Origin of the sequence: Rhizobium sp. CCGE531 (assembly GCF_003627795.1) — a bacterium.
Taxonomy (GTDB): domain Bacteria; phylum Pseudomonadota; class Alphaproteobacteria; order Rhizobiales; family Rhizobiaceae; genus Rhizobium.
Genome location: NZ_CP032685.1, coordinates 802,324 through 827,159, shown reverse-complemented (window position 1 = coordinate 827,159; position 24,836 = coordinate 802,324). Strand labels below are relative to the sequence as shown.

Annotated in this window: 22 protein-coding genes and 2 pseudogenes; 11 read left to right on the top strand and 13 right to left on the bottom strand. The window is 60.8% G+C overall.

The features are described 5' to 3' along the window. Positions 1 to 17: 17 nt before the first annotated feature. The 3 genes and pseudogenes from CCGE531_RS23280 to CCGE531_RS23270 form a co-directional block, all read right to left on the bottom strand. A pseudogene (locus CCGE531_RS23280) lies at positions 18 to 341 on the bottom strand (aminotransferase class I/II-fold pyridoxal phosphate-dependent enzyme); the annotation flags it as partial. Positions 342 to 397: 56 nt separating this feature from the next. Continuing rightward, entirely contained in the window at positions 398 to 1,930 is a 1,533-nt protein-coding gene (locus tag CCGE531_RS23275) for an aldehyde dehydrogenase family protein (RefSeq protein ID WP_120668190.1), read from the bottom strand. Positions 1,931 to 1,990: 60 nt separating this feature from the next. Continuing rightward, complete coding sequence (locus CCGE531_RS23270) at positions 1,991 to 3,388, bottom strand: VOC family protein (RefSeq protein ID WP_120668188.1); 1,398 nt, start codon at positions 3,386 to 3,388, stop codon at positions 1,991 to 1,993. A 104-nt stretch (positions 3,389 to 3,492) separates the two neighbouring features. Between CCGE531_RS23270 and CCGE531_RS23265 the strand changes: the two genes are divergently transcribed. Beyond that, positions 3,493 to 4,401 carry a LysR family transcriptional regulator gene (locus CCGE531_RS23265; protein ID WP_120668186.1) on the top strand — a complete coding sequence of 303 codons (909 nt, stop codon included), beginning with the start codon at positions 3,493 to 3,495 and terminating at the stop codon, positions 4,399 to 4,401. 22 nt (positions 4,402 to 4,423) lie between these two features. On the opposite strand, the gene CCGE531_RS23260 is transcribed toward CCGE531_RS23265, so the two are convergent. Beyond that, positions 4,424 to 4,948, bottom strand: coding sequence for a 2'-5' RNA ligase family protein (locus tag CCGE531_RS23260; protein WP_245459253.1), 525 nt, complete (start codon positions 4,946 to 4,948; stop codon positions 4,424 to 4,426). A 477-nt stretch (positions 4,949 to 5,425) separates the two neighbouring features. On the opposite strand from CCGE531_RS23260, the gene CCGE531_RS23255 reads away from it, so the two are divergent. Then, on the top strand, positions 5,426 to 6,088 hold the full coding sequence (locus tag CCGE531_RS23255) for a hypothetical protein (protein ID WP_120668184.1): 663 nt from the start codon (positions 5,426 to 5,428) through the stop codon (positions 6,086 to 6,088). 260 nt (positions 6,089 to 6,348) lie between these two features. Here the strand turns inward: CCGE531_RS23255 and CCGE531_RS23250 are convergent, their stop codons facing one another. The 9 genes and pseudogenes from CCGE531_RS23250 to CCGE531_RS23210 form a co-directional block, all read right to left on the bottom strand. Then, positions 6,349 to 7,188: a mechanosensitive ion channel domain-containing protein gene (locus tag CCGE531_RS23250; RefSeq protein ID WP_120668182.1), complete on the bottom strand. Its 840-nt coding sequence runs from the start codon at positions 7,186 to 7,188 to the stop codon at positions 6,349 to 6,351. Between the two features lie 121 nt (positions 7,189 to 7,309). Then, positions 7,310 to 8,776, bottom strand: coding sequence for a sensor domain-containing diguanylate cyclase (locus tag CCGE531_RS23245; RefSeq protein ID WP_120669349.1), 1,467 nt, complete (start codon positions 8,774 to 8,776; stop codon positions 7,310 to 7,312). A gap of 223 nt (positions 8,777 to 8,999) precedes the next feature. Then, positions 9,000 to 9,449: a manganese-binding transcriptional regulator MntR gene (gene mntR, locus CCGE531_RS23240; protein ID WP_120668180.1), complete on the bottom strand. Its 450-nt coding sequence runs from the start codon at positions 9,447 to 9,449 to the stop codon at positions 9,000 to 9,002. Positions 9,450 to 9,589: 140 nt separating this feature from the next. Then, positions 9,590 to 9,714: pseudogene (locus CCGE531_RS23235) on the bottom strand (inorganic phosphate transporter); the annotation flags it as partial. Positions 9,715 to 9,725: 11 nt separating this feature from the next. Then, complete coding sequence (locus CCGE531_RS23230) at positions 9,726 to 10,808, bottom strand: LLM class flavin-dependent oxidoreductase (protein ID WP_120668178.1); 1,083 nt, start codon at positions 10,806 to 10,808, stop codon at positions 9,726 to 9,728. A gap of 87 nt (positions 10,809 to 10,895) precedes the next feature. Further along, entirely contained in the window at positions 10,896 to 11,750 is an 855-nt protein-coding gene (locus tag CCGE531_RS23225) for an ABC transporter permease subunit (RefSeq protein ID WP_120668176.1), read from the bottom strand. Then, positions 11,747 to 12,535, bottom strand: coding sequence for an ABC transporter ATP-binding protein (locus tag CCGE531_RS23220; RefSeq protein ID WP_120668174.1), 789 nt, complete (start codon positions 12,533 to 12,535; stop codon positions 11,747 to 11,749). Before CCGE531_RS23220 ends, CCGE531_RS23225 begins: the two co-directional genes overlap by 4 nt. A 55-nt stretch (positions 12,536 to 12,590) precedes the next feature. After that, the gene (gene tauA / locus CCGE531_RS23215; RefSeq protein WP_120668172.1) at positions 12,591 to 13,604 is read right to left on the bottom strand and encodes a taurine ABC transporter substrate-binding protein; all 1,014 of its coding nucleotides are present in this window, start codon (positions 13,602 to 13,604) and stop codon (positions 12,591 to 12,593) included. 313 nt (positions 13,605 to 13,917) lie between these two features. Further along, entirely contained in the window at positions 13,918 to 14,556 is a 639-nt protein-coding gene (locus CCGE531_RS23210) for an alpha/beta family hydrolase (protein WP_120668171.1), read from the bottom strand. Positions 14,557 to 14,796: 240 nt separating this feature from the next. Here CCGE531_RS23210 and CCGE531_RS23205 point away from each other — a divergent pair, with 240 nt between their 5' ends. From CCGE531_RS23205 to CCGE531_RS23165, 9 genes are all read left to right on the top strand, one after another. Continuing rightward, positions 14,797 to 15,531 carry a phosphotransferase gene (locus CCGE531_RS23205; RefSeq protein ID WP_120668169.1) on the top strand — a complete coding sequence of 245 codons (735 nt, stop codon included), beginning with the start codon at positions 14,797 to 14,799 and terminating at the stop codon, positions 15,529 to 15,531. Positions 15,532 to 15,759: 228 nt separating this feature from the next. Then, positions 15,760 to 16,752: an MsnO8 family LLM class oxidoreductase gene (locus CCGE531_RS23200; RefSeq protein ID WP_120668167.1), complete on the top strand. Its 993-nt coding sequence runs from the start codon at positions 15,760 to 15,762 to the stop codon at positions 16,750 to 16,752. Positions 16,753 to 16,775: 23 nt separating this feature from the next. Beyond that, the gene (locus CCGE531_RS23195) at positions 16,776 to 18,125 is read left to right on the top strand and encodes an LLM class flavin-dependent oxidoreductase (protein WP_120668165.1); all 1,350 of its coding nucleotides are present in this window, start codon (positions 16,776 to 16,778) and stop codon (positions 18,123 to 18,125) included. 15 nt (positions 18,126 to 18,140) lie between these two features. Continuing rightward, entirely contained in the window at positions 18,141 to 19,340 is a 1,200-nt protein-coding gene (locus CCGE531_RS23190; protein WP_120668163.1) for a M20 aminoacylase family protein, read from the top strand. Beyond that, on the top strand, positions 19,337 to 19,897 hold the full coding sequence (locus tag CCGE531_RS23185; RefSeq protein WP_120668162.1) for a GNAT family N-acetyltransferase: 561 nt from the start codon (positions 19,337 to 19,339) through the stop codon (positions 19,895 to 19,897). The genes CCGE531_RS23190 and CCGE531_RS23185 overlap by 4 nt, the downstream gene beginning before the upstream one ends. A gap of 40 nt (positions 19,898 to 19,937) precedes the next feature. Continuing rightward, a complete protein-coding gene (locus CCGE531_RS35235; RefSeq protein ID WP_120668160.1) occupies positions 19,938 to 21,716 on the top strand; it encodes an amino acid ABC transporter permease/ATP-binding protein in 1,779 nt (592 codons plus the stop codon). A 92-nt stretch (positions 21,717 to 21,808) separates the two neighbouring features. Then, complete coding sequence (locus tag CCGE531_RS23175; RefSeq protein WP_120668158.1) at positions 21,809 to 22,753, top strand: ABC transporter substrate-binding protein; 945 nt, start codon at positions 21,809 to 21,811, stop codon at positions 22,751 to 22,753. A gap of 75 nt (positions 22,754 to 22,828) precedes the next feature. Continuing rightward, positions 22,829 to 23,767: an ABC transporter substrate-binding protein gene (locus CCGE531_RS23170; RefSeq protein WP_120668156.1), complete on the top strand. Its 939-nt coding sequence runs from the start codon at positions 22,829 to 22,831 to the stop codon at positions 23,765 to 23,767. A 12-nt stretch (positions 23,768 to 23,779) separates the two neighbouring features. Beyond that, positions 23,780 to 24,820 (top strand): LLM class flavin-dependent oxidoreductase, encoded by a 1,041-nt coding sequence (locus CCGE531_RS23165; RefSeq protein WP_120668154.1) that lies wholly within the window; start codon positions 23,780 to 23,782, stop codon positions 24,818 to 24,820. The last annotated feature ends 16 nt before the right edge of the window (positions 24,821 to 24,836 follow it).

Here is a 24,836-nt window from a genome sequence, read left to right as displayed (position 1 = left end):
CACTCCCTGCTTCCACCGCCCGGATTGAGCAAGGCCATGAAGGCGTTGAACAGGATCTGCTTTGCGCCCGTCGCCACGGTGATTTCGTCGAGTGCTTAGTCGATGCCGTTCTCGCGCTGGAATTTTCCGGCGATCGCCTTCTTCAGCTCCGGCGTACCGTCGAGCGCGGTATATTTCGTTTCGCCGCGATAAATCGCTGCCTTGGCAGCTTCCTTGACATTGTCGGGCGTGTCGAAATCCGGCTCGCCGGCGCCGAGAATGATGACGGGCAGGCCTTCCCGCTTCATCGCATTGGCGCGCGCGCCGATCTGAAGAATGGTGGAGACGCCGATGGAGGCGATGCGCGAAGCGGGCTAAAAGCCGGCCTCTTCGATTTTCGTGGCGACCGTCATGGAGCTTACTCGATGTCGAAGGAGACACCCTGCGCCAGCGGCAGGGCCTTGGAGTAGTTCACGGTATTGGTTGCCCTGCGCATATAGGCCCTCCAGGCGTCGGAGCCGGATTCGCGGCCGCCGCCGGTTTCCTTTTCGCCGCCGAATGCGCCGCCGATTTCAGCACCCGAGGTGCCGATATTGACGTTGGCGATGCCGCAATCCGATCCGTCAGCCGCGAGGAAGCGTTCGGATTCCTGCATGTCGCGGGTGAAGATCGAGGACGACAGGCCGGCGGCAACCGCGTTGTGCTTATCGATGACCGCGTCGAAATCGTCATAGGGCATGACGTAGAGGATGGGCGCGAAGGTCTCTTCGAAGACCGGGCCTGCCTGCTTCGGCATTTCCACCAGCGCCGGCTTTGCGTAATAGCTGTCGGCATGGCTGACATCGATCCGCTCGCCGCCGGTGACAGAGCCGCCGTGAGCCTTGGCTTCGGCGATCGCCTTCTGCATGCCATCGAACGCCGCCTTGTCGATCAGTGGGCCGACGAGAGCGGAGGAATGCAGGGGATCGCCGACCGAGACGCTCTGATAGGCCTTCTTCAGCCGCGGTACGAGCTGATCATAGACACTTCTGTGGACGAAGAGACGACGCAGCGTCGTGCAGCGCTGGCCGGCCGTGCCCATGGCGCCGAAGGCGATGGCGCGCAGCGCCATGTCGAGATCGGCCGACGGGCAGACGATGCCGGCATTGTTGCCGCCAAGCTCAAGAATGGCGCGGGCAAAGCGCTTGGCAAGCCGGGGTCCAACCTCACGGCCCATGCGCGTCGAGCCGGTTGCTGAAATGAGCGGCACCTTCGGATGGTCGACGAGGATTTCGCCGATCGCCCGATCGCCGATCAGAACCTGCGACAAGCCCTCCGGCGCATCGCCGAAGCGGGCAAGTGCGCGATCGAGGATTGCCTGCGAGGCAAGTGCGGTCAGCGGCGTCTTTTCCGACGGCTTCCAGACGACGGCGTCGCCGCAGATCAGCGCCAGCGCTGCGTTCCACGACCAGACCGCGACCGGGAAATTAAAAGCAGAGATGATGCCGACGACGCCGAGCGGATGCCAGGTTTCCATCATGCGATGGCCCGGACGTTCGGTGGCGATCGTGAGACCATAGAGCTGGCGGGAAAGACCGACGGCGAAGTCGCAGATGTCGATCATTTCCTGCACTTCGCCGAGGCCTTCGGAGCGAATCTTGCCGGCTTCGATCGAAACCAGGCGGCCGAGATCGTCCTTGGCGGCACGCAGCTCTTCGCCGAGCAGGCGCACCAGTTCGCCGCGCTTCGGCGCCGGCACGAGGCGCCAGGCGCGGAATGCGGCGTGGGCGTTCTCGATTTTCTTCGCCGCTTCATCGGCCGAAACGGTCTTGAGGCTGCCGATCTTCTCGCCAGTGACCGGAGAGTAGGAGGGCATGTCGCCCTCAGTATACAGCGCCTTGTCGACGCCGAGCTTTTCGAGAATGGCGGCAGCTTCGGCTGCAACGGAAGGGGTCTTTGCTGCGATGTTCATCTCATAACTCCACTTGTCTTTGATCCGGGCCTGCGGCGCGACCTCTATGGTCGCGCGATCTCACTCGGCCGCATCTTGTTGGGATAGTGCCCGCAGGCAGGCGTCGATCGATGCCTGCTCGATACCGGCATAATGGTCGAATTCGTTCAGGACCTTCATTCCAAGGTCGGTTTCGAACCGCTTCTGGTTCGGGCTGGCGACAAATTCCTGCTGGGCGCTATCGCCGAGGTTGGATTGGAAGATGCCGGCGGCGCTGACGGGCAGGAAGTCTTCGTAGACGATCGGATCGAACTGGATGAGACCTTCTTCGATCAGCGTTTCGAGGGAAAGATTGCCTGCAACGCCTGCAGCCTTGCCCTTGGTCGTCAGCGAATAGGCGAAATAGCCGAGTTCTTCAGCGCGGATTGCCGCCCAATCATCGGGGAATTCGGCGAAACTCTGCGCGAGCGCGGCCTCATACTCCCGCGCATTCGATCCGTCTGCGGCGGGCCGCACGATCTTCCGGGATTGGTCGAGCAAACGGTCGTAAAGGGCGCGGCCCTTGGGCGTGAGCGCAATGCCGCGCTGCTCGATCTCGCCGAAGCGGGCGGTGTGCGAGCCGGTTTCCCAGATGCCATCGGTATTGCGGAAGGATACCGGCTCTTCCAGTGCCTTGAAGGAGGTCTGACGCAGCAGGATCGGACAGGCACGCGTCGGCGGGCCTTCGACGATGGCCTTCGGCGCAATGTCATAATCGGGCATCAGCGTCTGCACCTGGTCGATATCCAGCGTGCGCGGCGTCAGATGGTTGATATGAGGACCCTTGAACGAAACGACATCGGCGATCAGGCGATGTGCGTCATGGAGGCGCTTGTACATGGCGGCATCGACGTTGGCCTCGTCGTGCCAGCGGAAAGTCTCGAGCACTTCGCTGACGAAACGCTCGGCATCCTCCTTGCAGAGGCCGCCGTCGCGTTCGGCCTTCTCGGTGAGAGCAATGGCGCTTTCGGTGAAAATCCGGCGCTTCGAGAGAATTTGGGCCGATGCCTCGCGCAGGTTTTCGTCTGCGATCAGGTCGAGCCGCAGCAGCGAAGTGAAGACGCGAAAGGGGTTGCGCTTCAGTTCAGTATCGCCGATCGGGCGGAATGCCGTCGAATGCACGGGCACGCCGGCAGTCGAAAGGTCGTAATAGCCGACGGGATACATGCCCATGACGGCGAAGACGCGCGCCATCATCGCAAGTTCGGCTGCGGTGCCGAGCCGGATGGCGCCGTGGCGTTCCTCGGAGATGCGATCGAGATAGTCCGTCGCCTCAAGGCGTTCCCTGAGCTTTGGGTTCGCGGCCAGCGTTTCGTCGTTGACGCGGGCGACCAGTTCCATGAGCGTACCGTAGGCGGGCACTTCTTCACGATACATCGCCGACATGGCGGCGGAAAAAGCGCTGCGAATATAGCTGGTCGAGACGTGATCAGGCTTCATGTACGATCTCTTCCTGAAAGGCTATGTCATTCCTAATTGGCAGGATATCTCTTGTTTGGCAGCCGGTCTTGTGAGAGAGAATTCTAACTTGATGCGAAAATGGAATGATCATGCGTCGACGCCTCATCCCTGACATCGTCAATCTGCAGGCATTCGAATGCGCCGCGCGCCATCAGAATTTTTCGCGCGCCGCCGAAGAGCTCAATCTTACCCAAAGCGCCGTCAGCCGCCAGATCAGCGATCTGGAGCAGCAGACGGGTCTAAAGCTGTTCGAACGCGTCCGCCAGCGTGTCGTGCTCTCTGAGGCCGGGCTTCGGCTGCTGCCGGAGGTCAAGGACCTGCTCCTGCGTTCGGAGCGGCTGATGATCGGCGCCGTTGCCGCCGGCCAGATGAAATTGTCGCTGAAGGTCGCGACCTTGCCAACCTTCGGCACGCGCTGGCTGGTACCCCGCCTCGGCCGATTTCTCGAGGAGCACCGTGATGTCGCCGTCACCGTGGAATCGCGCTCCAAACCCTTCAGTTTCGATGAGGACAATTTCGATCTCGCCATTCACTATGGCTTGCCGGCCTGGGCCGGAGCGGTCGCGACGTTTCTTTGCAGCGAGACCGTCCTTCCCGTCGCCGGCCGGCAACTGGCCGGGCGGCTCGATCTCGGCGGTCCGGAGGATCTATCGCATGCGCCGCTGCTGCATCTGACCACACGCCCGAAGCTCTGGGCGCAATGGTTCGACCTGCAGAAACTGCCGGCCGAAAACGCCTATCCCGGCGCGCGCTTCGACCAATTTTCCATGATCATCGCCGCGGCAATTTCCGGGCTCGGTGTCGCGCTTCTGCCTACCTATCTGATCGAAGAGGAGTTGAAGACGGGCACGCTCCTGCCGCTGTTCGATCTGCCGATGCCGACCGAGAACAGCTATTATGTTGTCATGCCGGAAAAGAAGCAGACGAACGAGACTGCGACATTGTTCCAGGATTGGCTGTTGAGCGAGGTCACGCCTCAGAGACAAGCTTGATGCAGATTCTAAAAGCGTATGCCTACTTGGGTTCCTCATCGCGTTTGAATGGCACTGTGGCCTCATGCTGCCACGGGCCGCCGAGATAGCTGGAGAGATCAATTCCGGTGATCCTGATCGGCCGCCGTTCAAACCCCTCTCGCAGTTGGAAGAAGAGCGCATCCGCCTTCGCTCTCGGAGCTTTATTTTGGATGGTGATGTGCGGTCGCCACTTCCGCAGGTCCTGAGGTCCCGGCCACGATCCGAAGAGCGCAACCATTTCGGCGCGCAGATCGAGCAGGCCGGGGCTATCGATTGCAAATGCGACACCCGCCCCGAGATGGCGCACACCGCTTACAACCGCCGCTGGTGCGTCCCGATCCTCGATGAGCTTCGCGACCAGTTCCCGTACGCGTACGAGATGCTGTCCCGGAAGATGGTGGAAGATCGTGACATGCGCCTCAAGAAAGTTCCCTTCGGGAGGGAAGTTCTCCTGGCGAAGGCGATTGAAGGGAGCGAGGTCTTCAGGGTGAACGCGTGCGGTGATGATGATGGGCGGAATGCGCAACGATGTTTCCTTTCGACCGGAAAACTATCCGATATCCATCACATTGTCAGCGCGGTGGTGAGGCGAGGGGCTGCCGCTTCGTTGCCTCGCCGGCGCTTGATCGCGGGAATGTGATCATCCGTCATTGAACATGGGGAAGGGCCAGTTTTTCAGGCCACTCGCGGTGTTACGGTTTCAAGGCGGCCGTGTCGCGAGTGCGACATGTGTGCAACGCAGCAAAAAACATCGGCGCGCGGGGTTTACAAGCGCGGCGCCGGATGGGAGTCTTTTGCGCGAAGGGGCTGCCTGATTTGGAGCGGCGTCATTTCCTTCAATCGGATGTCGTCAACATGTGGCTCCGATGCGCTGCGATCTGCCGGCGCTTAAGCGAACAAAATCAATCCGAAGCCAGAATGCGGCGTTGTTCCGTGTCTGGCTGTTGTCTTAGTGCGCCCTGGACATCGTCGCGTCCGGGCACAGAGAATGCGGGCTTTTAACATGGGCTTCAAGTCAAAACGCGTCCTGCGTGGCGTTCTTGGTCTTTTCGCGAGTGTCAGCTTGCCGCAGGTGTCCAAAGCCAGCGATCTGATGATCTGGTCGCCGGTCAAGGTCGCGCCGCGAACATACAAGACGACGCTTGGTTTTCGGTTGCCGATGGCGTGGGACGTCAGCGCGGGCATGGATCTCGGCTTCGGTGGCGCAGCCAGCGGCGCGCTCCTCCCCAGCAGCAGCTTGGCGACCTTGTGGGGCACGGCGATCGACGATCACAGGCGTTTTTCGACCGTATGGCGTCGTGAAGTCGCCTTGAGGGTCGATACTCTGAACAGCATGGGAGCCCTTTGCCTCGAACGCTCGCGGAGCTGGACGGTATCCGAAAACCTGGATATGAGCACGTCCCGCTCGTTGAACGTGAATTACGCAGGATCGCGAAACGCGGCAAACTCCATCACCGCGACGCAGGCCGTCACCGTCGCTGTTCCGTGGACGGGAACCTCGTTTTCCGCAATCGGTAATTTGAAGGATGTGGGCAGCACCTTTTCCAGCACGGTCTCGTTTCAGCAGCCATTGGCGCCGAATCTCAATTTCTCGGCATCCTTCGCCGATCTGGAGACTTTGACGCCAGCCGGCAATCTGCGCCTCGATTACCGCGTCAAATGGTAGGGTGAGCCGGTAAAGCCTCTGCCGGTCACGCGCGGAACAAATGCCACTCAGGCAAGTTTAAGGCAGGCAAGAGACCGATCTTGCTCGAGGTATTATGGCCTCGCGAAGCCTGCCGCTGGTTCAGCTCCCTGCCGGCGGCAGGCTTAGAGCGTTTCCGCTTTTCTTCGAATCGCGAAAACGCTCTAGCCTTTTGTTTCTACGCAATTCCGGACGGAAAACCGCTATGCACTTTTCCTGGAATTGCTCTAGCACGAAGAGGGTCAATCGGCCGGCCCCGTAGGCTCGGTGGGTGACTTGACCGTGATGTCAGGCCCGACAAGCCGGGCCTTCAGTCTTGACACGACATCGTGCCGAACATCTGTCCATGACGCGGTGATTGTCCAATATTCGATGTTCAAGACGGTTTGGTCGATGGCCAGATCGTCGAGATAGACCTTCGACGCGGGAGCGTTCCTGATGCGCTGATCCGCCTTCAAGACGTCGAGGATGGTCTTTCGGGCAAGGTCGATGTCGGCATTTTCGCCCAAGGCAACGGACAATTCCTGACGGCGATCCGGTTCGCGGCTGTAGTTGATTATGGGGGTATTCCAGAGCGTGGAGTTCGGTGCCATGAGATAGAGGCCGTCCGCCGTTTTCATCTCCGTTGCGAAGAGGCCGATATCCCTGATGTAGCCTTTGACGTTGACCGTCTCGATATATTCGCCGACCCGGAATGGCCGCAGGATCAACAGCATGATGCCGGCCGCGATGTTTTGCAGCGTGCCTTGCAGCGCCAGGCCGACCGCCAGGCCGGCAGCACCGAGAGCGGCGATGATGGAGGCGGTCTGAACGCCGAATTGTCCAAGAACGGTGATGAAGACCAGTATCAGCAGGCTGTAGTGCAGGAGGTTCTGGAAGAAACTCGCCAGGGTTTCGTCGATGCCGCGAATACGCGAGATGACGCGATAGGCGGAGCGGCTGATAATGCCGGCGAGAATCCAGCCGCCGATCAGGAGAATGATCGCGCCGAGAAGCGAGAAGCCATAGTGGACGGCAAGTGCCGAGGCCTGGTCGAGCGCCGTCCGGGTAGCGACGACGACATTGGTCGTTTGATCTTCCATTTCAGAGCTCCCTCTTTTCCAGAAGGCCAAATGAGGTGTCGCGGTTTTTGTTCCCGATCGCCGGGCGCATGAAAATCAGCTATTTCAACTGATTGCGGCATCAGCTTCTAGGCCCGATGATTCAAGCGCCGTGCTTTGCCTGATGTGCGCCCATGGTGGCGGCCGCGGCGTAATGGGCCTTCTTCTGCTCGTACATGCCGAGATCCGCGCGCTTGATCATGGATTCCATGGTCTCGCCGGGCTGGCTCGTCGCAACGCCGATGGAGACGCTGAGCGGCGCGCTGGAATAGAACTGATTGTTGATCTTCAGCAGTTCGTTGATCGTCTCAACCATCGCGGCAGCCGTGACGTCGTCCGCGCCGGGCATGAGAATGGCAAACTCGTCGCCGCCGATGCGGGCGGCGTGGTTCGGCAAGGATACGACGCTGTTCAGCACCTCGCCCATCCGGCGCAGCAATGCGTCGCCGGCGTCGTGCCCGCTCTCGTCGTTAGCCTCCTTGAGGGCGTTGAGATCGAGGATGATGGCCGAGACCGGTCGAAGCGATTTGCGCTCCAGCCTGTTGAGTTCGTCCATATAGAAGGCGCGGTTGAAAAGCCTGGTCAGTACATCGTGCTTACCGAGATATTCGAGATAGGCTTCCGCCTTTTTGCGCGCGGTAATGTCGGTGAGTGCCACTTGCACCAGCGACCAGTCGTCCTCATAACCGGGAAAGACGGAAAACTGCAGGAGAACGTGGCGATCCGATCCGTCGAGCGCATAGTTCAGCACTTCGCGTTGATGAAAGAGCCGTCCGTTCCACAATTCCACCAACTGGCCGCGAAAATGCTTTTCCATATCGTCGCGGAACACGTCGCCGATCCGGTGGTACAGGGTCTGGCGATCGGCGGCGCAGAAGAGGTCGAGCGTCGCCTGGTTGACATCGAGCACGCTGATCTCGCTCATACATTGCTGTACGAATTCCGGATGCACGTCGAGAAATACCTGAAAGTCGACAATGCCGCGATCACGGATTTCGTCGAGCAAGATCTTGATACGGCTGAAGTCCTCGACCCATAGGGACACCGGCGAATGCTCGAATAAAGCCTCCGCATAGCGGCGCTGCCGTTCCTCCAGGCGCCTTGCTTCCTCGCGTGCCGTCACATCCTCCGTGGTCAGCAGCAACCTGTTCCAGGATGTCTCATGCCCCGGCAGAATGACGCCGCGAAGCTGGATATCGAGCCTTCTGCCACCAAGCGAATAATTGACCGTCGTGCCGGAAAACTCGGTCCTGCCTTCCCAGAGAGCCACCAGCTCGTTCACATGGCTTTGCAGCATCTCGTCCCGGAATATCCTGGAAACCCCGCCGGCCAGCACCTCGAAGGACGGCGCTTCGAAGAGTTCCAGCGTCTTGGCATTGACGGCAAGGAGCCTGATCCTTTGCGAGCAGGCCGCGACGCGCTGGACGTCGGCAAGCAAATATGAGCGCAGGTCCGTCACGCTTTCCGCGCGCCAGAGTTCGAATTGCTCCTTGACGCCGCTGAAATCCTCCAGCCACATGGCGACGGGGGCGAGGTCGAAAACGGTGCTGCTAAGATCCTGGGCGTTCATCATGATTCCCTGCGCCGGCAATAAAACAAGTATGTCAAATAGAAAGACCGGCGGTTCGCTAAGTTCTGCTTAACGAGCATTTGTAAAGCTTGCGTTGATATCGGATATTGGGTCAAGCCGGGCGATCAATTGCGGCTTATTTTCAATTCATTCCTGTTGAAACTGTGCCCAAAAAGGCTCTTCGGCTCAATGAACAGCCGAATTTGCGCGATATTTGCAACCATCACGTCTTCAAAAAGCGTTCAAACGCTTCGAGGGTCTTTTCGCTGACATGGTGTTCGATGCCCTCGGCATCATTTCGTGCGGTGTCGGGATCGACGCCGAGACGGCAGAGGACGGCTTCAACAACCACGTGCCGTCGCCGGGTCGCAACCGCCAGGCGCTGACCTTCCTCGGTCAGGAAGACGCCGCGATAGGGGCGCTGCGTGATCAGGTTTTCCTCGGCCAGACGCTTAAGCATCTTTGCGACCGTCGGCTGCGTTACCCCCAGTCTCTGCGCAATATCGGTCTGGCGTGCCTCTCCGGCATGCTCTATCAGGTCGGCGATGAGCTCGACGTAGTCTTCCATCAATTCCGTACGTCGATCGTCGCGGCTTTTTTGAAAGGCCTCGACATGCGTCTCCACTTCGGTTGAAGAAAGACGGCTTTCCGGGGTGGCAGGCGGTTTCGTCAAGATGGCTCACCTTCGCAAGGCTAAGAAAGTGGTGAAGATATTTAGCCTTGCCTATAAATAAATCGCAAGCGCAATAAAACCCTCACGGCGGTATAATCACCGACAAATGAGATCAGAGTTTGGTTTGCGGTTCTGCGGGATTAAATCACCGCCGCGGCCGGTAGCGTGACGACCCAGGCGATCAGATGTTGCCGGCAACACCGCAATGCACGGTCGAGGCTCGACGGGCGACACCGACACCGATGATGGCGCCGGTAGTCGTATGGCGCCGCTCGATCATGCCGAAACGTGCTCGCGCAGGAGCGGCAATAATTGCTCGCCCTGTCGTTTGATTTCCGGGAGATAGGGCGTGTCCGAGAGGACGAAATGCGTGATGCCCAGATCGCGATATTTGCGCAGCGAACGGGCGACATCTTCGGCCGAGCCGACCAACCAGGTGGTGCCCGCCCCTCCGCCGCCGAATTTGCCCGGCGCGGTATAGAGATTGTCATCGAGCACGTCGCCGCGCGCGGCGAGATCGAACAGCCGCTTCTGGCCGACGGCGACCGATTGCCGATGATCGCTCCAGCGAGCTCCGGTGCCTCCGGCCATTTCCGCAACCTTCGCCTCGGCATCGGCCCAGGCCTGCTCCGTCGTGTCGCGAACCAGAGTCGTGATGCGCAGCCCGAACTCCAGAGGCGGAAGATCGCGATCGAGCTCTCTGCTCATTGCCTTGAGCCGGCTGATCCGTTCGCCGATGTCGGCGAGCGGCTCGCCCCAGAAGAGCTGGACATCGGCCTCCGTGGCGGAAACGCGCTCCGCCGCATTCGAGGCGCCGCCGAAATAGAGTTTGGGATGCAGGCGATCACCACGAGGCTGGATGCGTGGGGCGGCCGTGGAATCGTTCACGCGAAAATGCTCGCCCTCATAGGAGACGTTCTCCTCCGTCCAGAGCTTGCGGGTGAGCCGCATGAACTCCTTGGTGCGACCATAGCGATGCGCCTGGTCGCCCTCGCTATCGCCATAGGCGGCAAGATTATCCCTGCCTGATACGATGTTGACGCGCACGCGGCCGCCGCTGAGTTGATCCAGCGTCGCGGCGGCGGAGGCGAAATGTGCCGGTCGCCAATAGCCGGGGCGGATCGCGATCAGCGGCTCGAACGTGGTGGTGCGAACGACAAGGGCAGCCGCGACGGTGAATGTGTCGGGGCGGCCCCATCCGGTGCCGATGAGCGCGCCCTTCCAGCCGTGGTCCTCCAGCGCCTTGGCGTGGCTAGTCAGCGTCTCCAGGCTGTTGTGGTTTTCGACGGCGGTGTCGCCGCGATGGCCCGGGTTAACGTCGTTAGGGATGTACCAGAGAAATTCGCAATTGCTGCTCATGCCTGCGCCTGTAGGTCTGTCTCAATCGAATGAGTGATTGAGTGGTGAGGAGGGCCGCGAGCGACATCGGTTCACGGCCCGTCGCGGCTAAAGCTTGCCCTTCCAGGGAACCAGAACGGCCTCGAGGATGCGGACGGCGGCGGAAAAGGCGAATGCGCAGGCCGCAATGATGCCGATGCCGACGAAGACGACGTCGGTGGCAAGGAACTGCGATGCCGACATGATCATGAAGCCGATGCCGCGGGTGGAGGCGATGAGTTCGGCCGCCACCAGCGTTCCCCAGCCGATGCCGAAGGCGATCCGCACGCCCGTCAGAATTTCCGGCAGCGCCGATGGAAGCACGACGGCGAAGAAGAGCTGCAGCCGGCTCGCGCCCAGAGAACGGGCGGCATTGACGCGCTCGAGCGGCAGCGAACGGACGCCCGCCTGCGCGGAGAGGCAGATCGGCGCGAACATCGCAAGCACGAGGAGCGTGATCTTCGACGTTTCGCCGATGCCGAGCCATATGATCATCAGTGGCAGATAGGAAAGCGGAGGCAAGGGCCAGTAGAATTCGATCGGCGTATCGAGAATCCCCTTTGCCCAGCGGTTGAAGCCCATCAGCAGGCCGACGGGAATGCCGACGATGATCGCGATGGCGGCCGCAACGACGATGCGGAACAGGCTGGCGAGTATGTGCTCCAAAAGCGAAGCGCCGGCATAGCCGTCGCGATAGACGACGCCGATCTGCGTTAGAACTTCGTCCGGGCGAGGCAGGAAGAGGTGCGATACCAGGCCGAGCTTGGCGACCAGCCACCACAGCGCAAGACAGACGATTGCCGTGCCGATGCTGATGACGATGGTGGGCTTGTCGCCGACCCCGAAACCGGGAATGCGAACCAGCTTCGGTTGCGCCTCTTTCCGGGAGGCTGCGATCGGGCGCGTCTCGATAATATCGCTCATGCCGCGCTCCTGATATTGTCGGCGTCGTGGAGAATGGCGCGAATTTCCTCGCGGAGATTGCCGAACGCGGGCGACGTGACGATCGCCCGCGTGTCGCCGCTCTCGGCAAAGCGATGCACGAAATCAAGTTCGAAGCGGGCAACCACCCGCCCTGGCCGTGGAGACATGACCAGCACCTCCGTGCCGAGAAACAGCGCTTCCTCGATCGAATGGGTGATGAAGAAGATGCGCTTGTCGGTTCTCGCCCAGATCGACACCAGCAATTCCTGCATCTGTTCGCGCGTCAGGCTGTCGAGCGCGCCGAAGGGTTCGTCCATCAACAGGATGTCCGGATCGGTGGCGAGTGCGCGGGCAATGCCGACACGCTGGCGCATGCCCCCCGACAATTCATAGGGCAGGGCATTGGCAAAATCGGTCAGGCCGACGAGCCGCAGCAACTCGGCTGCGCGATCCCGGCGTTCCCGTTTTCCCAGTCCGGCAAATTGCAGGCCGAGGGCGACGTTATCGATCACCGTTTTCCATGGCAGCAACGCGTCCTTCTGGAAGACGACGCCACGATCGGCGCCCGGACCGGAGACGGGTCTGCCATCAAGGGTGATCTTTCCCTCCGAAAGCGGCAGGAAACCGGCGATCGCATTGAGCAGAGTGGACTTGCCGCAGCCGGATGCGCCAAGCGCCACGACGATACCGCGCTCTGGAATGTTGAAGGAAACGCGGTCGAGCGCGTGAACGGTTCTGCCGTCACGCGCCGCAAAGAAAACACTGGCATGGTCGACTTGAAGCATGGGGCCCTCAAAAAATGCGACACCGACGTGACAGGCGCGCCGGTGTCAGGGAGGATCAGTTGCTCGCGCTGGTGAGCGCGTCAGCGGTAACGAATGCGCCGTAGTTCGGCAGGACCTCGGAGACTTTTCCCTGGCTCTTCAGGAATGTCGCGGTGTCCTTGAGGATCTTGGCAGCCCCGGACTTGTCGCCGCCACCGAGCCAGTCAGCCGATGCCTGCACGTCGGGCGTCAAGAGGGTGAGGTTCTTCAGAGCGGCGGCTTGCTGGTCGGCCGTGCCGCCGAGAAGCTTGGCGAGCGCCTTCGCGTTCTCGCTGTTCGGTCCCCATGCGGCCTTATCGGCTGCGAAGGAGGCGTAGTACTTGCTGATGACCGAGGCGTAGGCCTTCAGGAACTGCGGGTTGTCGGTCGCGAATTTCGAGGTTGCAACCCAGGCGGAGAAAGTCGGAGCGCCCTTGTCGGCGACGTCCTTGGATGTCACCAGCACCTTGCCGCTCTTCTTCAGCTCTGTCAGCGCCGGATCCCAGACAAAGCCGCCGTCGATATCGCCACGATTATAGCTTGCGACGATCTCCGGCTGCGGGATAGCAAAGACCTGCACGTCCTTTTCGGTGAGGCCGAGGGACTTGATGAGGGCGAGCAGCTGATAGTGGTCGGTGGAGACAGGGGCCGCCGCAAGCTTCTTGCCCTTCAGATCGGCAAGCGTGTTGATGCCGGAACCGTTGCGCACCACAAGAGCTTCGTCGACGCCCGAGATGGAGGAGAGGTAGAAAGCCTTCACTTCAAGGCCGCGCGATGCGGCTGCCGCAAACGGGCTTGAGCCGACATAGCCGATCTGGACATCGCCGGATGCGATGGCGGCAAAGATCTCGGCTCCGGAATTGAATTTGCGGAAGTCGATCTCGTAGCCCGTCTCCTTGGCGAACTCGCCGTTGGCGATCGCGACAGACGAAGGCAAGGCGTCCGTCTGATAGGCAACGACGACCTTTTTGTCGGCCGCAGCAGCAATGGTTGCCGACGAAATGCCGGCAAGACCGATGGCGGCGGCAGCGAGCAGTGTCTTGAACTTCATGTTTGTCCCCTTGGCCGGATCACGGTTTCCAGCGGTTCCCTGAGTGCAATGCGCAAAGCCTAGCGAAGAAGGGGAGAGGATCGACAGAAATAACAAACTATTTTTATAGACTATAAGGGGAATTGTTTATCTGAATTGATCACGCCCGCAGCGACGGCATATTTCTGCCGAGGAAAAAGCGAAGAGCCGTGCTGGAGCCGGCATCTGCGACAGATCAGGCGGAGATTGAAGGAGATGCCCTGCATTATGCGTGTGATCTCGCCTGCGAAATGCTTGCAAATCTTAGCTTGGGGCCGCCTGATCCTTCTACCGATCAACGCAGCGTGGCGGCCCATCGCGCCACGCGATCGGCAACGGTTGCGATATGCTCTGCGGATGTGAGACCGGATACGGTCTTTCGTGGTGTGAAATCATGGTCTCCATCCTCCAACCAGAGAAGTTCGATCATTTTGGAGAGCTCGTAAGTGGAGACTTCTTCCCGCGATCCGAATAGGTCGCGAGTTCCCTGACAGATGAGAGCAGGTGTCTTCAGGCCTGCGAGATGGGCGGTTCGCAGGCTCTCCGGCTTTCCTATCGGATGGAAAGGATAGCCAAGACAAAGCAGTCCGGAAATCCGTCCGGCATTGAGAAGGTCGTCTGCGATCATACTCGCCACACGTCCGCCCATGGATTTTCCCGCGATTACGAGTGCGCCCCTTGAATCAACCTCATCGATCACGGTTTTGAATTCCTCATTCAGGAGTTCTGCTCGAGGCGGCGGGGACCGCTTGCCCGAAGAGCGTCGTGCCGACATGTAATCAAACTCAAACCGGATAATTCGCAAGCCTTTGTGGACAAGCTCCGCGGACATGGCTTCCATCCATTTCGTGTCCATTGCGCCACCCGCCCCATGCGCGAGAACGATAGTGACCTTGGCGTCTTCGGGACCATTGACGAGGAATTGGTGAGGCATTCAGGCTTCTCCCGGTTCTTAGCGTCGCGGGGAAGAGCTGCGCCGCTGGCGCCTTGTTAGCAAAGCTCGGATACGATGGCGAGGAATCACAGCCTGAAGCGCATGGCAGGCTGCTGGATATCCCTAAAACGGACATAGCAACGTCGACTTGCGGAGCCTACTAAGCTCAAGTTAATTGACGTTTCCCACGCCTGCGGTCAATTTAAGTGAAGCACCAACTATGCCGCCAAGGTATCGCCAATGGGATGGGAAGCACTCGGGCAATGGGGTGAAGACGCTGTTCGTGTCGAACCCCTCAGTGGCGGCGTTGCGAACGACGTCTGGAGCGTTCGCATCCACGGGCAGATTGCAGTCGCCCGTCTCGGCTCCAGGACTGACGCTGATCTCGCATGGGAAGCTGAACTGCTCCAACACCTCGACCGTGAGGGTATGACCGTTCCAGTGCCGATCCCGACGGCTGACGGGCGCCTGTTTGCCGACGGTCTGGTGGTGATGAAATACATCGAAGGCGGACCGCCAGAGACGAGATCCGACTGGCGTCGCGTCGCCGATACGCTGCGCGAACTGCACCGATTGACGCAGGGCTGGTCGCAGCGCCCCGGTTGGAAATCCTCGACTGATCTCCTGCACGCCGAAACCGGCACGAGGGTCAACCTTGCCGCGATGCCGCCGGAGGGCGTTACTCGATGTCGAGCAGCATGGGCGCGGCTCGTCGGGCGTCAGACATGCGTTGTCCACGGCAACCCAAGCAATCCTGGCAACATCCGCATGACTGGGGATCATGTCGCGTTGATCGATTGGGATGAGTCTCACGTCGACGTCCCTGATCTTGATCTGGTGCTGCCCGAAAACGCTGCCGATCTCGACGACGATGCCTTTGATATCGCCGCACAAGCGTCTGCCGCATGGGAGGCCACCGTCTGCTGGCGGGACGACTACGCAGTCAGGCGGCTTGCCGAAGTTCGAGCGATCTGAGCGGTTTCCGCGGGTCGATGCGCCTTTTCAAAGGCACAAGCTGCCGCCTAATGCCCAGCCAGGTGACATTTGTTACCGCCCCATCCAAATCCCCTTAGACAACCGCCGATTTTTTCCCCATCCGGCGGAAGAAAAAGAAAGCTGTTTCTTAAATAACTTAAAATCTATGTTTTTTATAGACTATAGCGTTCGATGGTCGGCATCGGGCGTAAACATGGATGAAACGGCATGTCTTATCTCCTTAGCCTTCTCGACAAGAGCCCGATCGAACAGGGACTGAACGCCACTGATGCGCTTGCCGCCACGACGCGTCTGGCCATCAGGGCCGAAGAACTTGGCTATCATCGCTTTTGGGTCGCCGAGCACCACAATATGGCGAACCTCGCCAGTTCGGCACCTGAAGTCCTGATTGCCTATCTTCTCGCCCGAACCTCGAAAATCCGCATCGGCTCCGGCGGTGTCATGCTGCAGCATTACAGCGCTTACAAGGTCGCCGAGGCTTTCAATCTTCTGGCCTCGCTGGCACCCGGCCGCATCGATCTCGGCGTCGGCAAGGCGCCGGGCGGGTTTCCGCTCTCGACCCGCGCATTGCAGCGCGCCTTCGATCCCGAGAAGAAGCCGGACTTCGCGGAGCAGCTCTCCGACATCAATAGCTATCTCGCCGTCGATCCTCATTCCGATGGCGCGCTGGCGACGCCTTTCCCGCCGCGCCCGCCCGAGCGTTTCCTCCTTGGCGCAAGCGTCGAAAGCGCGAAGCTTGCTGCGGAGAAGGGCTGGAGGCTGGTGTTTGCCGGGCATCTGAACGGCGATCCGGAAAACCTGCAGAAGACTTTCGAGGCCTATGACCATGCCAGCGGCGGTAAGGTGCCGATCCTGGCGCTCGCCGCCTTTGCCGCCGAAAGCGAGGCGCATGCCCGCGAACGCGTCGGCCAGCTACGCATCGTCAAGCTTTTCCTGCCCAACGGCCAGAGCGTCAACGTCGGCACTCAAGAGCAGGCGGCGGAGTTCGCACGCCAGGCGGGCTTCTCCGACTTCCGAACCGAGGAGAAGGTGCCGAGCGTGCTGCACGGCACGGCGGCGCAGGTCCGCGACGAGCTCGACGCGCTCCATCGCCAGTACGGTGTCGAGGAATTCGTGCTCGACACGCCGGCACTGACCGCAGCCGAACGGCTGAACTCCATAGAATTGCTCGCCAAAGAACGCCTTTCGCTCGTCGCCTGAGCGCTATCCCCAGGAGGATCATCATGGCTCAAAAACACGTCACCTTCGGTATCATGCTGCAGGGCCCGGGCGGCCACATGAATGCCTGGAAGCACCCGAGCGTCCCCGCCGACGCCAGCACCAATCTCAACTTCTTCGTCAAGACGGCCCGCAAGGCGGAAGATGCCGGCATTGCCTTCGCCTTCGTCGCCGATGGGCTCTATATCAACGAGCAGTCGATCCCGCATTTTCTCAATCGGTTCGAGCCGCTGACCATCCTGTCCGCGCTCGCCGCCTTCACGACGAAGCTCGGCCTGGTGGGCACGGTTTCGACCTCCTATAGCGATCCCTTCACCATTGCCCGGCAGTTCGCCTCGCTCGATGTCATCAGCGGCGGCCGCGCCGGCTGGAACGCCGTAACCTCGCCGCTCGAAGGCTCCGGCCGCAACTATAGCCGCGAACATCCCGAGCATGAGCTGCGCTACGAGATCGCCGACGAATATCTCGATGCGATCAAGGGCCTGTGGGACTCCTGGGACGACGATGCCTTCGTCCGTGACCGTGAGACCGGCGTTTATGCCGACAAATCCAAGCTGCATCGCCTGAACCACAAGGGCCGGTTCTTCCGCGTCGAAGGTCCCCTCAATATCGGCCGCTCCAAGCAGGGCCAACCGGTGGTGTTCCAGGCCGGTGCCTCGGATTCCGGCATCCGGCTCGCCGGCAAGCACGCCGATGCGGTCTTTACCAATGGCGGGCCGCTCGAAGACGCCAAGACCTTCTACAAGCAGGTCAAGCAGAGCGCGATCGCGCATGGCCGCAGCGCCGTCGATGTCGGCATCTTCCCCGGTATCGGCCCGATCGTCGGCGCGACGCAGGAAGAGGCGGAGGCCAAGTACCGGGCGATCCGCAACCTCGTCACCATCGAGGAGGCACTCGCCTATCTCGGCCGCTTCTTCGATCATCACGATTTCAGCGCCTATCCGCTCGATGAGCCGTTCCCTGATCTCGGCGACATCGGCCGCAACAATTTCCGGGCCACGACCGATCGGATCAAGAAAACCGCGCGGGAGAAGGGGCTCACCCTGCGCGAAGTTGCGCTCGATGCGGCCACGCCGCGCACCTCCTTCATCGGCACCGCCGAGCATATTGCCGGCGAGATCATCCGCTGGGTGGACGAAGAAGGCGCGGACGGTTTCATCCTCGGCTTCCCGGTGATCGGCGAAGGCTTCGACGATTTCTCCAGGCATGTCCTGCCGATCCTGACGCAGCGCGGCTATTTCGATCCGGCGCTGAAAGGCGAGACGCTGCGCGATCACCTTGGCCTGCCATTCCGCGAAAGCCGTTATGCGGCGGAGCAGGATGGCATCGAACCCGCAAAGGCCGTCGGCGCCTGAGCCCGGACGAACGCCATGAACGCTATCATCAAGCCCCCTTCGGTCGCCGATCACATAGAGACGGGGATTGCCGCCCACCTCGATGAAATCATCGCGCTGAGGCACGACCTGCACCAATATCCCGAGCTCGCCTTTCAAGAGCATCGCACCGCCAAGAAGGTTGCGTCGCTTCTTGCCGACTGGGGCTACGACGTTGCCTCGGGCATAGCCGGCACGGGTGTCGTCGCGACCCTGAAGCGGGGCGGCGGGAGCCGCAGCCTCGGCATCCGTGCCGACATGGACGCGCTGCCGATCGAGGAGGCGACCGGGCTCGGCTATGCGAGCAGCAACCCCGGGGTCATGCACGCCTGCGGTCACGATGGGCATACGTCAATTCTTCTGGCTGCGGCCCGCTATCTCGCCGAAAGCGGCAATTTCAATGGCACCTTGCGGCTGATATTCCAGCCGGCCGAAGAGATCGGCGCTGGTGCGCGCAAGATGCTGTCGGAAGGGTTGTTCGATCGCTTTCCTGTGGATGCAATCTTCGGGTTGCACAATTGGCCCGGTGTCCCGGCGGCGCAGTTCGGCTTCGTTGCCGGCCCGGCAATGGCGTCCGTCGACCAGGCCGTGATCAGGATCGTCGGAAAGGGCGGCCATGGCGCCGAGCCGCATCGTGCCGTCGATCCCGTGCTGGCTTCGGCCTCCTTCATCACGGCACTTCAAAGTGTTGTTTCCCGCAATATCGATCCGCAGGATATGGCTGTTGCGACTGTGGGATCCATTCACGCGGGCTCGGCTTCGAACGTCATTCCCGAAAGCGTCGAGATGAAGCTGACCATGCGCGCCTTTAGCGAACAGGTGCGCGCGAGGCTGCAGGAGCGGATACCCGCACTGGCGCGGGCTCAGGCGGAAAGCTTCGGCGCGGTGGCCGAGGTCAATTACCGCCTCGGCTTTCCAGCGCTCGTCAATCATGCCGATGAAACCGCTTTCGCCCGAAATATCGCTTTGCAGACGCTTGGGACTGCCGCGGTGGAAGCGGATTTCCGGCCGCGCACGGCAAGCGAGGATTTCGCCTTCATGCTGGAGGCGAAGCCAGGCAGCTATCTCTTCGTCGGCAATGGCGACAGCGCGCCACTCCACAGCGCCCAATACAATTTCAACGACGCGATCATTGCGCCCGCAGCCCGCTACTGGGTGCGGCTCGCCGAAACCTTCCTCGCGGATGACAACAGGTGACGACCGACATGAGCGATACGTTTCTCTATACGACCCCGCTCGATCCACGCGCCAAGCCGCTGATCGACGAACTGATCCATGAATATGACAGCCGCTACGGCAACTATTTCAATGCCGAAGGGGCGGCTGCCGAACTCAACCGCTATCCGCCGGAAGCCTTCGCTCCGCCCGATGGTAATTTCCTGCTCCTTTTGCGCGATGGCGAGACGATCGGCGGGGGAGCCTTCAAGCACTATGACGACCAGACCGCCGAATTCAAACGGATCTGGACCCGGCACGATCTGCGTCGTCAGGGATTGGCGCGGACGCTGCTGGTGGAGTTGGAAGCGCAAGCAGGACGGCAGGGCTATCGCCGCATCTATCTGACGACAGGCTTTCGCCAGCCCGAGGCGGTCGGCCTTTATCTCACCAATGGCTACACCGCGCTCTTCGACACGTCGGTCGATCCGGAAATCTACAAGAGCCTGCCTTTCGAGAAGGATATCAGCCATCTGGCCTTGTCCCATGTCGCCGAAGCCACCGGCTCGCCGCAGCGTCTGGCCGCTGCCGGCCGATAGCGGCGAACCGGATCAATCACAATCATAAGGGGTAAGCATCATGGCGCTGACGACGGATTTTGCGGGTGTCGATCGAGGCACTGGAGCCACCGAGACGAAGACTGATTATTCGCGTTATCGCATCGTGCCTGCACGGCACCCCGGACGTGCGGCCGGCACGATCTTTGCCGCGCTGGTCATGGCGGTCGTCCTCTATTCCACCTTCACCAATCCGCGCTGGGGCTGGGATGTCTTCGCCCAATGGTTCTTTGCCGAGCCGGTGCTGGTAGGTCTCGGCAGGACGCTGCTGCTGACGGCGCTTGCGGCGGTGTCGGGCTCCATTCTCGGGACGGCGCTGGCGCTGGCGCGCGTATCGAAGTCGCCGCTGCTTGCAGGCCTCTCCTGGGGCTATATCTGGCTGCTGCGTTCGATCCCGATGATCGTCTTGTTGTTGGTTCTCAACAATCTCGGCTATCTCTATGAAACCATTATGATTGGCGTTCCCTTCACCGACAAGGTCCTGTTCGATTATCCGACCACGCAGCTGCTGACGCCATTTGCGGCGGCCTTTCTCGGATTGACGCTGAACCAGTCGGCCTTCTTTGCCGAAATCGTTCGCGGTGGTATCTTGTCGGTCGATCAGGGGCAGTTGGAAGCGGCCGCGTCCCTTGGCCTGTCGCGCCGCCGCCAAGCCTTCCGCATCGTCCTGCCGCAGGCGATGCGTTCCATCCTTCCCACGGGCTTCAACGAGATCATCGGCCTCGCCAAGAGCACGTCCATGGTCTATGTGCTCGCGCTGCCGGAACTTTTCTACACGGTGCAGGTCATCTATCGCCGCAATCTGGAAGTCATTCCGCTGCTGATGGTCGCGACGGTCTGGTATCTCGTCATCATGACGGTGCTGTCGATCGCCCAGCACTATATCGAGCGCTATTTCTCCAAGGGTGCCGTGCGCAATCCGACGCCCTTGCCCTTCCAGTCCTATTTCCAGCGCCTGCGCGGTACGCCGACGGTCATATCCGTGAGGGCAAGCGGTGTGACGCTTGGAGGCCAGAAGGGTGCCGCCGACTGGCGTGCCAAGGGCGGTGCGGTGCGCATCCACGGCATTTCGAAGAGCTTCGGCACGCTGAAGGTCCTAGACGATATCGAGCTTAACCTGCCGGCGGGCAGCGTGACTGCGATCATCGGCCCATCAGGTTCGGGAAAATCGACCCTGCTGCGCGCCATCAACCATCTGGAGCGCGTCGATAGCGGTTTCATCTCCGTCGATGGCGACCTCGTCGGCTATACGCAGAAGGGCGACGTGCTCTATGAGCTCAAGGAGAAGGATATTCTGAAGCGTCGGACCGACATCGGCATGGTCTTCCAGAACTTCAACCTTTTCCCGCATCTCACTGTTCTGGAAAACATTATCGAGGCACCGATCCAGGTGCGAGGATTGAGCCGGGACGACGCCATCGCTTTTGCGCAGGAGCTTCTCGCCCGCGTCGGCCTCAGCGACAAGATCGATGCCTATCCCCGCCAGCTTTCCGGCGGCCAGCAGCAGCGCGTCGCCATCGCCCGTGCGCTGGCGCTGCGGCCGAAGGTGCTGCTGTTCGATGAGCCGACCTCGGCGCTCGATCCGGAACTCGTCGGCGAAGTGCTTGATGTGATCAAGGAACTGGCACGCACCGGCACGACCCTCGTGATCGTCACTCACGAGATCGGTTTTGCCCGCGAGGTCGCCGACACCGTCGTCTTCATGGAAGGCGGACACATTCTTGAGGCCGGCTCGCCGGCGCAGATCCTCAACGATGCGAGACATTCGCGCACCCGCGCCTTCCTCGCCAAGGTTCTCTAGCAATCCCAGGCAGGCATTGGACGCTTTGGCACAACAGGCGTTCGGACAATGACAACAAACGAAGCAACCTATAATTGAAAAGGAGAAGGGAAATGACATTCATTGAGAGAGCAAAATACGTCGTTGCCGGCGTTCTGACGGCGGTCGCGATGAATTGCACGACAGTGGGCGCGGCCGAAAAATTCAATCTCAGTCCGGACACGTCCAATCGCGTCCGCGCGGAGAAGGACGAGGCAGCGATCAAGGCGATTGCGCCGGGCTTCAAGTTCGTCAATCCCGGCAAGTTCACGGTGGCGATCAACCCCTGGGATCCGCCAATCGCCACCTATGCGACCGACGCCAAGACCGTCGTGGGTGCCGATCCGGATATCGCGCAGTTGCTCGCCGACTCCCTCGGCCTGCAGCTCGAACTGGTGCCGGTTGCCTGGGAGGACTGGCCGCTCGGTGTCTCCTCCGGCAAGTATGACGCCGTCATTTCCAACGTGACTGTCACGGAAGAGCGCAAGCTGAAATTCGATTTCTCCACCTATCGCAGGGATGTGCTCGGTTTCTACGTGAAGGCCGACAGCAAGATCACCGAGATCAAGGAACCCAAGGATGTCGCGGGTCTCAAGGTGATCACCGGCGCCGGCACCAACCAGGAGAAGATCATTCTCGAATGGGACCGGCAGAACGTGGCGGCCGGTTTGAAGCCGATCGACATACAGTATTACGACGACCGTGCCGCCGCCGATCTCGCGCTGCAGTCCGGTCGCGCCGACGTCGAATTCAATCCGAATGCGACGCAGGCCTATAAAGCCGCCATCAACGGCACCAGGAAGCTCGTCGGCACCGTTTCCGGCGGCTGGCCACTGACGGCCGAAATCGCCGTCACGACGAAGAAGGGTGCTGGCCTTGCCGATGCCCTGACACTCGCCATCAATGATCGCATCAAGGACGGCAAGTATGGCGAGGTGCTGAAGCACTGGAGCCTAACCGCCGAAGGGGTCGATCAATCCAAGACCAACCCTGCGGGCCTGCCGAAGAGCGGCTCGTAATGTTGGCCGAGCGGACCGGCGCCGGTGGGGCCTGCTTCGGTCCGCTCCCGATCTTATCCATGGAGTTACCTGTTCGTGTTCATCCTTCCTACTCTCAAAACCATATTTGCCGCAGTAGCGACGATTTCCTTGATCGGATTTGGCTCCGCGAAGGCGGCCGACGAATTCGATCTCAGCCCTCAGCAGCCCGACCGTATTCACGCAGCGAAGAACGAGGCGGCGATCACCGCCATCCCGAAGGAGTTCAAGCTCGTAACTCCGGGCACCTTCACGGTCGCGGTCGCGCCAGGCGGTCCGCCGCTCGCGACCTATGCGACGGATGCGAAGACCGTGGTGGGCGCCGATCCCGATTATGCCTATGCCGTTGCCGATGCCCTCGGCCTCAAGCTCGAGCTCGTGCCGGTCGCCTGGATTGACTGGCCGCTCGGGCTGACCTCGGGCAAATATGATGCCGTCATCTCCAATGTCGGCGTCACGGAGCAGCGCAAGGAGAAATTCGACTTCTCCACCTATCGACAGGGCCTGCACGGTTTCTTCGTCAAGACCGATAGCAAGATCACTGGGATCAAGGAGCCGAAGGATGCCGCCGGCCTGCGCATCATCGTCGGCGCTGGCACCAACCAGGAGCGCATCCTGCTGAAATGGAGCGACGAGGACGTCAAAGCCGGCCTGAAGCCGATCGAGCTGCAATATTACGACGACGACGCGGCAAGTCTTCTGGCTCTCCAGTCCAATCGCGCCGACGTCATCGTGCAGCCGCACGCCCAGCTCGTCTACATCGCCGCGCGCGACAAGAACATCAAGCGCGTCGGTACGCTGAGCGCCGGCTGGCCGGATCGCTCGGATGTCGCGATCACCACGCGCAAGGGCAGCGGTCTTGCGGCGGCGCTGACGCTTGCGACAAACGGGCTGATCAAGGACGGCATCTACGGCAAGATCCTCGACCACTGGCACCTTGCCGAAGAAGCCCTGCCGAAGTCGGAAACCAATCCGCCGGGCCTGCCGAAATTTTGAGGAGACAGCCGAATGAGCCGCCCAACCCCATCGATCAGCCATATCGGCTTCCTTACGCCGGGAAATTATCCGGATGAAGATCCGCTCGCCGGCCTGGAAGAGACCCTGCAATTGCTCGAATATGGCGAAGAGCGGGGTTTCAACAGCGCCTGGGTTCGCCAGCGGCATTTGGAACCTGGCATTTCCTCGGCGAGCGTCTTTCTCGCGGCCGCAACGCAGCGCACACGCCATATCGAGCTTGGCACTGCCGTGATACCCATCGGCTATGAAAGCCCCTATCGGCTTGCCGAGGATCTGGCGACCGTGGATGTGCTCTCGCGGGGCCGACTGAACATCGGTCTCAGCGCTGGCCGTCCGCTGCATGCGGACCTGATCGGGCCGCTCGCTTTCGACGGCGATTGGGAGAGCCACGATTTCTCCCATCAAAGAGTCCTGCGCTTTGCCGAAAATCTGAAGGGGACGCATGTCGGCAATCACGATACGCTCATCAAGACGCCGTTCGGTCCGCAACGTCCGCGCCTCCAGCCCTATGCGAAGGGATTGATCGATCGCATCTGGTATGGCGGCGGCTCATTGCGCTCAGCCGAATGGGCCGGTCGCAACGGCTTCAATCTGCTGATCGGCAATGTCACAAGGGGCGAGCAGACGGATGATTTCTTTGTCGCGCAGTCCCGCCAGCTGGAAACCTATCGCGCCTCCGGCGGCGACACGAGAAGGGTGGCACTCGGCCGGGTCATTGTGCCATTCGACAGCGCCGACGCGCTCACGCGCAAACGCTATACGGACTATGCCGCCGGCCGCTACGAGCGCACGCTTTCGCCGCAGGGCGAGCGGCGCACGCTTTTCGCGCGCGATCTCGTCGGCTCGTCCGACGAAATCCTCGAACGTCTGCTCAATGATCCGATCCTGCCCCATGTCAGCGAATTTCGGCTGGAACTGCCCTACGAATTCCATGACGAGGAATATCGGCAGATCCTCCATGATTTCTTGACGACGATTGCCCCGGAGCTTGGCTGGAAAGAGACCACGGCCCTGCGCCGCTCCGCATCATGAGACGGGCGCCGACGTG